Below are 6,560 nucleotides of genomic sequence, written 5' to 3'. Positions count from 1 at the left end.
TGACACGACCTGCCGGCCGCTGAACAATCCGGCGTTCGGGCCGGCGGGAACCCCTCAAGCAGGCTCACCACCGACCCCCACTCAGGTGAGGCTCTGCGGCAGCCAACCGAACCCCACCCCCGGCACAGCCGCCCCCGGCACGGCCGTCCCCGGCACATCCCGCCCCTCCGGTACAGCCGACCCCCGGCACGGCCCGCCCTCCCTGGGGGCTGCCCCCGCTTCCAGCGTATCGGCGACATCGGACAAAAACCGCCCCCAACAGAACCCAGCAGCGCAGTTATCCACAGCCCAACCCACCAGTGGACAACTCAAAAGAGCCCAGAAAGCAAAACGGCCCCACACCCCAAGAGGGGTGCAGGGCCGCCAGGCCAAAAGATCACCGAGGAGCAGGACCAGCCTGGTCCGAGAGCATCCGCAGCGCGTTCACCAGGCCGTTGACCAGCCCCCGGACCAGATCGCCCTCCTTGAACGACGCCACCATGCTCGCCACCGCGAGCTTGGCACCGCGGTCCGGCAGGCGCAGGTAAGCCGCCTTGCCCGTGACGATCTCGATCTTGCGCTCACCCGGCGAGACCGCGATCAGCACCGAGTTCGACGGGTCCGCCGTCGTCGCGTGCAGCTTCTCCGCCGTCTCACGGCTCTCCGCGCCGAGCTCGCCGAGGTACAGGCTGAAGTCCAAGCCCGTCTCGCGCGAAGCGAACGTCAGCGCCTCGTCGAGGCGGGCCAGCTGGCGGGTGTTGAACGGCCCGGACGGCGCCTCCGGCTCGTACATCTTGGCCGCGGACACCCGTCCGGTGGCCATCAGAGCCTCGCCGTAGCCCAGCTCGGACTCGTCGACGCGCTTCGTCAGCTCACCAGTTGCCACGAGCGCCTCCCGCCGCGGTCGGGGCGCCCTCGGGCGCGCTGTTCTCGGTGCCGGCGTGCCGGTGGGCCGTGCCCGCCCCTTCGGGGTTGGCGCTCCACCACATGGCCGGGTACTCCCAGGCCTGGCCGGACCGGTGCCGCGGGGCACCGCCGGACCTGCGCCGGAGCGTCAGCAGCCCGGCGAGGCCGTAGATGGCCAGCGGGATCACGGCGAAGACCACGATCGTCTCGACGATGTTCACGCCGGTGAGCGTATCGGATGACCTCCGCACCCACCGCGCGCGGCGCACTCGACCGTTCGTCGTAAGCCGAGTGCCGTCCGCCGCTTGGCTCGCGGCCACTGGAACGTTGGGGCGAAGACCGTCGGGCCGAAAGGTTGCAACTCAACGTACAGGCGGCCGCACCCGCCGCTGTCGTCTTGTCCGGGCCTTGAAATCCTCGTAGCTTTTTCACCTGTACGGGCCTTGCGCCCCGCTCCCCAGCCCCAGCAGGTAACGCACCGGTCCCAGGAGGCCTTGCCATGAACAGCGTCCAGACGCCCGCACAGGCGATCACCGAGACCACATCGTCACTGAGCGACATCGAATTCGTGCCCGGAACGCGTGTGACGGCGGGCACAAGGGTTACCCGGGGTACACGCGTCACTCGCGGTACACGTGTGACGGCGGGAACGCGGGTCACGATGGGCACCCGGGTGACGGCGGGCACGCGAGTCACCCGAGGGACCCGGGTCACGCGCGGCACTCGCGTCACGATGGGCACGCGTGTGACGGCCGGCACGCGAGTCACCTGCGGCACCCGCGTCACGCGAGGCACTCGGGTCACCCGCGGCACGCGCGTCACCATGGGCACCCGCGTCACCTGCCAGAGCGACTACGCGCTCGCTGCCTGACCCGTACTCCAGGGACGCGCTACCTCAGCGCAAGCACCCGGCTCGCCCCGGCCGCCGCACAGGCAGCCGGGGCGCCGGCTTGTCAGGGGGCGCTCCGCCCGCCGGAGGAGCTAAGCGGCGGAGCCCAGATACGGCCGCCAGAGCGGGTCGGCCTCCTTGGAATGCGCGAGCAGCCGCCAGTGCGGGCCGTGGGGCGCCCGCGGGACGATCCGCAGCCGCCAGCCGATCTCCGAAAGCAACCTGTCCGCTTTGCGGTGGTTGCACTTGGCGCAGCAGGCGACGCAGTTGGTCCAGCTGTGGGGGCCGCCCCGGCTGCGCGGGAGGACGTGGTCGATCGTCTCGGCCCGCCCTCCGCAGTAGGCGCAGCGGTAGCGATCCCGGTGCATGAGCCCCGCACGGGTCAGCGGCACCTGCGCGCGATACGGTACGCGCACGTACGTGCTGAGGCGGATCACCGAGGGCACCGGCAGAGAAACCTTCGCCGAGTGCAGCTCGATCCCGCCGGGGTCACCGTGGACCACTTCGGCCTTGCCGCACATCACGAGCACCACGGCGCGCCGCAGCGGCAACGCCGTCAGCGGCTCGAAGGTGGCGTTGAGCAGGAGCACCCGGCGCCGGCCCCAGGCCGGGGCGGCCGGATCCCGGCCTCTACTACGCTGTCCGGGCGGGCGGGTCACTCCCCCTGGGCGGGTCCCCGGCCCGGCCGGGACGGTTCCGCCGGATGCGGAACCCCCCGGGTAGGCACGCAGAACCACCTCTGGCGCCTCGTCGGCCGTGGCTTGGCCGGAGACGCCGCGGGGGCTGGGTTGTCGGTCTGGCACTCGACCACCTCCAGGGGCGTAGGCATAGTCGACCACAGAACAGGCCCCCAGCGCACGTGTGTTACAAGACGTGTCACATCCGCGCGACCCAACATCCACTCGGCGTTGGGGTGCCCGACCCGATCGGAAGGATGAACGAACCGCCGTGCTTTCCCTGCTCCCCTCCGCCGACCCGCCGTGCGTGAAGGACCCCAGCACGTTCTGCTACACGGTGTACGACGTCACGCACAACCTGTGGCTGGCGGGCTCGGCGAACTGGCTGATCACCAAACCGGTCAAGATCCTGATGATCATCGTGATCGCGTTCCTGGTGCGCCTGATCCTGAGAAGGCTGATCAACCGCGTCACGACGCTGCCGAAGACCGGCGGCAAGCTCCCGTCGCTGCTGCGCCCCCTGCGCGAGCGCGCCCCGGAGGTGCTCGGCTCCGCCGTCATCGAACGGCGCCGCCAGCGCGCGAAGACCATCGGCTCGGTGCTGAAGTCGATGTCGACGTTCCTGATCTACGGCCTGGCGTTCATCCTCGTGCTGGGCGAACTCGGCATCAACCTGGGCCCGATCATCGCGTCGGCCGGCATCATCGGCGTCGCGATCGGCTTCGGCGCCCAGAACCTGGTCAAGGACTTCCTGTCCGGGATCTTCATGATGGTCGAGGACCAGTACGGCGTCGGCGACGTCGTGGACGTGGGCGAAGCGTCCGGCACGGTCGAGTCGGTGGGCTTGCGGATCACGACGTTGCGTGACGTCAAGGGCACGGTCTGGTACGTCCGCAACGGCGAAGTGCTGCGCGTCGGCAACTCGAGCCAGGGCTTCGCGGTGGCGGTCGTCGACGTCCCCCTCGGCTACACGGCCGACGTCGAGCGCGCGACGACGGTGCTCGCCGACGCCGCGGTCACGGCCACGGAGTCCGACGCGCTCAAGGACAACGTCCTCGAGCCGCCGGAGATGCTGGGTGTGGAAAGCGTCACACCGGAGGGGCTCTCCCTGCGCCTGACGGTGAAGGTCCGGCCGGGCAAGCAGTGGGCGGTCCAGCGGGCGCTGCGGGCCCAGCTGCTGGCGGCCCTGGAGGAGGCGGGTTTCGAACCGCCGCTCGGCCGGCTGTTCCCGCCCGCGGCCCCGGCCGTCGAGAAGTAGGCGCCATTACGCTGGGGAGCGGGTTCGCGACGAACCGGAACTGTGCGGACCGGGCGTCGGGAACCCGCACCCCAAGGGCAAAATGGAAGGCGTGTCTGCAGTGAGCGAACCGGCGAACCTCTACGAAGCGGTCGGCGGCGAACCGACCTTCCGCCGGATCGTCGGGCGGTTCTACGAGGAGGTCGCGCGCGACGAGATCCTCCGGCCCCTCTACCCCGAAGAGGACCTCGGGCCCGCCGAGGAGCGGTTCCGGCTGTTCCTCATCCAGTACTGGGGCGGCCCGCACACCTACTCCGACCAGCGCGGGCACCCGCGGCTGCGGATGCGGCACGCGCCGTTCAAGATCGGGCCGCTCGAGCGGGACGCCTGGCTGCGGTGCATCCGGATCGCCGTCGACGAAGAGAACCTCGAAGAACCGTACCGGGGGCAGCTGTGGGCCTACCTGGAGATGGCGGCGCACAGCATGATGAACAGCTTCGTCTGATGACCTCGGCCGCCTGGTGGCGCGATGCGGTCTTTTACCAGGTCTACGTGCGCTCGTTCGCCGATTCGGACGGTGACGGCGTCGGAGACCTGGAAGGCATCCACTCCCGGCTCGGTTACCTGGAGCTGCTGGGCGTCGACGCGCTGTGGCTGACACCCTTCTACCGCTCCCCCATGGCCGACCACGGCTACGACATCGCCGACCCGCGGGACGTCGACCCGATGTTCGGCACCCTCGGCGACTTCGACGTGCTGCTCACCGAGGCGCACAAGCGGAACATCAAGGTCACCGTGGACGTGGTCCCGAACCACACCAGCAACCAGCACGCCTGGTTCAAGTCGGCGATGGCGGCCGCGCCGGGCAGCCCGGAGCGCGACCGGTACATCTTCCGAGACGGCGTCGGGCCGAAGGGCGAAGACCCGCCGAACAACTGGGTCAGCGCCTTCGGCGGCCCGGCCTGGACGCGCGTGCCGGACGGCCAGTGGTACCTGCACCTGTTCGCGCCGCAGCAGCCGGACCTCAACTGGGCCAACCCCGAGGTCGCCGCGGATCTCGAGCGCACGCTGCGGTTCTGGCTCGAACGCGGCGTCGACGGCTTCCGCATCGACGTCGCCCACGGCATGGCCAAGCCGCCCGGCCTGCCGGACATGGACCCGCGCGCGAACGCGCTGGGGCCGAGCCACTACTACGACCCGCGGTGGGACCACGACGGCGTCCACGAGATCCACCAGATGATCCGCAAGGTGCTCGACGAGTTCCCGGACGCGATGGCGGTCGGCGAAATCTGGGTGACCGACGAGGAACGCCTGTCGCGCTACCTGCGGCCCGACGAGCTGCACTTGGCGTTCAACTTCCGGCTGGTGCTGACCCACTTCGACGCCGACGCGATGCGCACGGCCATCGAGCGCTCCCTGGCCGTCCCGGCCCGCACGGGCGCCCCGGCAACTTGGACGCTGGGCAACCACGACGTCTGGCGCCAGGTCAGCCGCTACGGCGGCGGCTCGGTGGGCGTGCGGCGCGCGCGGGCGATGGCCCTGGTCGAGCTGGCGCTGCCGGGCGCGGTGTACCTGTACAACGGCGAAGAGCTGGGGCTCGCGAACGTCGACCTGGCGCCGGCGGAGATGGCCGACCCGCGCGCGAAGACGAGTGGCGCCGAGTTCGGCCGCGACGTCGCACGGGTCCCACTGCCGTGGGAGGGCGACCTGCCGCCGTTCGGGTTCTCGCGGAACCCGCGCACGTGGCTGCCGATGCCGGCTTCGTGGGCGGGGTCGACGGTGGAGAAGCAGATCGAGGACGCGGACTCGACGCTGTCGCTGTACCGCGCCGCCATCGAGCTGCGTAAGACGCACGCGGCATTCAGCGGCGACGAGCTGGAGTGGTACGGCGCACCGGCCGGGTGTTTCGCCTTCCGGCGGCGCGGGGGTGGGCTGGTGTGCGCGCTGAACACGTCGGCCTCGCCGATCGCGCTGCCGCCGGGTGAGGTGCTGCTGTCGAGCAGTCCGCTGGTGGAGGGGAAGCTGCCCGCGGATTCGGCCGCCTGGCTGGTCTGAGGCCGCTTCCACAACTCACGCCGGCTGTGGACAACTCCGGCCGGAAGTCCTTCGGGCGGCCTTTCCGTCGGTTGCTGCCGATACGCTGGAAGCGGGGGATCCCCCAGGGAGGGTGGGCCGTGGCGCCGAGTTCTGGCGAAGTCGGGCGACTCGCGCGAGCCGGTGGGCCTGTGGGGTCGAGGAGCACTTGCGCCAGCTCAACTTCGGCTGGTCCCTGCCGGAGAGGTGGGAGCTGCGGCGAAGTCGATCGCTGCTGTGTGGTGGAAGCAGGTCTGCCGGCTGGGTCTCTGCCCGGAGATGCAGCTGACTCGGGCGGGTGCGAGGTCGCGTCACCGGTAAGCGGCCCACCACCCCGAAGCTCGATTGTCACTACGGCCGGGTGCTGGCTTCGGATCGGGGCGGCGGGGCAGGTCTGGGTGGAGTGCAAGTTCGGGCGTCAGCGTGCCGTTCCGGTCGGTGAGGCAGCTGCCAAAGGCGCTTCGACTTTGGCGGACCCTGGCTCGAGCACCTGAAGACGCCGACTTCGCGGAGCCCTGCCCCATGGAGGCGCGGATTCAGCCCGACTGGTTGCCCGAGCCGTCGTCGAATGCCCCACTCGCCAGCCAGGCCACCAGGGCCGCGGCCTGGAGGTAGGGCGCCGCTTGGGCGGCCGCCCGGCCCGCCGCGCGCGTGCGGCCCCACCTCTCAGGTCTTTCGGCGCGCTCCGGCGCCTGCTCGCCCTCCGGACGGTCGCGCCGCCACTGCGGCTCCGACACGCGGACCTCGTCGAGGAAGTCCGCCGTCGGGTCCTGGTCCGGGGTCATGCCTCCAGCGTGCC

General features: G+C 70.7%; 8 protein-coding genes. 4 read left to right on the top strand and 4 right to left on the bottom strand.

The features are described 5' to 3' along the window. Nucleotides 1-376: 376 nt before the first annotated feature. Together ACWEVN_RS26685 and ctaJ are read right to left on the bottom strand one after the other, a co-directional pair. Nucleotides 377-865, bottom strand: a complete 489-nt coding sequence (locus ACWEVN_RS26685) for a DUF5130 family protein (RefSeq protein WP_449685886.1) — start codon at nt 863-865, stop codon at nt 377-379. After that, complete coding sequence (gene ctaJ / locus ACWEVN_RS26680) at nt 852-1,106, bottom strand: aa3-type cytochrome oxidase subunit CtaJ (protein WP_310972138.1); 255 nt, start codon at nt 1,104-1,106, stop codon at nt 852-854. Before ctaJ ends, ACWEVN_RS26685 begins: the two co-directional genes overlap by 14 nt. 278 nt (nt 1,107-1,384) lie before the next feature. Here ctaJ and ACWEVN_RS26675 point away from each other — a divergent pair, with 278 nt between their 5' ends. Next, complete coding sequence (locus ACWEVN_RS26675; RefSeq protein WP_091316368.1) at nt 1,385-1,756, top strand: hypothetical protein; 372 nt, start codon at nt 1,385-1,387, stop codon at nt 1,754-1,756. Nucleotides 1,757-1,866: 110 nt separating this feature from the next. On the opposite strand, the gene ACWEVN_RS26670 is transcribed toward ACWEVN_RS26675, so the two are convergent. Beyond that, complete coding sequence (locus ACWEVN_RS26670) at nt 1,867-2,364, bottom strand: HNH endonuclease (RefSeq protein WP_310972134.1); 498 nt, start codon at nt 2,362-2,364, stop codon at nt 1,867-1,869. 394 nt (nt 2,365-2,758) lie between these two features. Here ACWEVN_RS26670 and ACWEVN_RS26665 point away from each other — a divergent pair, with 394 nt between their 5' ends. From ACWEVN_RS26665 to ACWEVN_RS26655, 3 genes are all read left to right on the top strand, one after another. Next, nucleotides 2,759-3,709 (top strand): mechanosensitive ion channel family protein, encoded by a 951-nt coding sequence (locus ACWEVN_RS26665; protein ID WP_396136939.1) that lies wholly within the window; start codon nt 2,759-2,761, stop codon nt 3,707-3,709. Between the two features lie 100 nt (nt 3,710-3,809). Beyond that, the gene (locus ACWEVN_RS26660; RefSeq protein WP_086840497.1) at nt 3,810-4,193 is read left to right on the top strand and encodes a globin; all 384 of its coding nucleotides are present in this window, start codon (nt 3,810-3,812) and stop codon (nt 4,191-4,193) included. After that, entirely contained in the window at nt 4,193-5,743 is a 1,551-nt protein-coding gene (locus ACWEVN_RS26655) for a glycoside hydrolase family 13 protein (protein WP_449685888.1), read from the top strand. Before ACWEVN_RS26660 ends, ACWEVN_RS26655 begins: the two co-directional genes overlap by 1 nt. A gap of 554 nt (nt 5,744-6,297) precedes the next feature. Here the strand turns inward: ACWEVN_RS26655 and ACWEVN_RS26650 are convergent. Next, nucleotides 6,298-6,546 carry a hypothetical protein gene (locus tag ACWEVN_RS26650; protein WP_449685889.1) on the bottom strand — a complete coding sequence of 83 codons (249 nt, stop codon included), beginning with the start codon at nt 6,544-6,546 and terminating at the stop codon, nt 6,298-6,300. Nucleotides 6,547-6,560: the final 14 nt, after the last annotated feature.

The sequence above is a fragment of the Amycolatopsis sp. NPDC003861 genome (genome assembly GCF_053605405.1).
This window is presented reverse-complemented; position numbering and strand designations above follow the sequence as displayed.

Bases quoted from the DNA above. Each gene is read 5' to 3' on its own strand.
- ACWEVN_RS26675 (WP_091316368.1), top strand. From the start codon at position 1,385: ATGAACAGCGTCCAGACGCCCGCACAGGCGATCACCGAGACCACATCG.
- ACWEVN_RS26650 (WP_449685889.1), bottom strand. From the start codon at position 6,546: ATGACCCCGGACCAGGACCCGACGGCGGACTTCCTCGACGAGGTCCGC.
- ACWEVN_RS26655 (WP_449685888.1), top strand. From the start codon at position 4,193: ATGACCTCGGCCGCCTGGTGGCGCGATGCGGTCTTTTACCAGGTCTAC.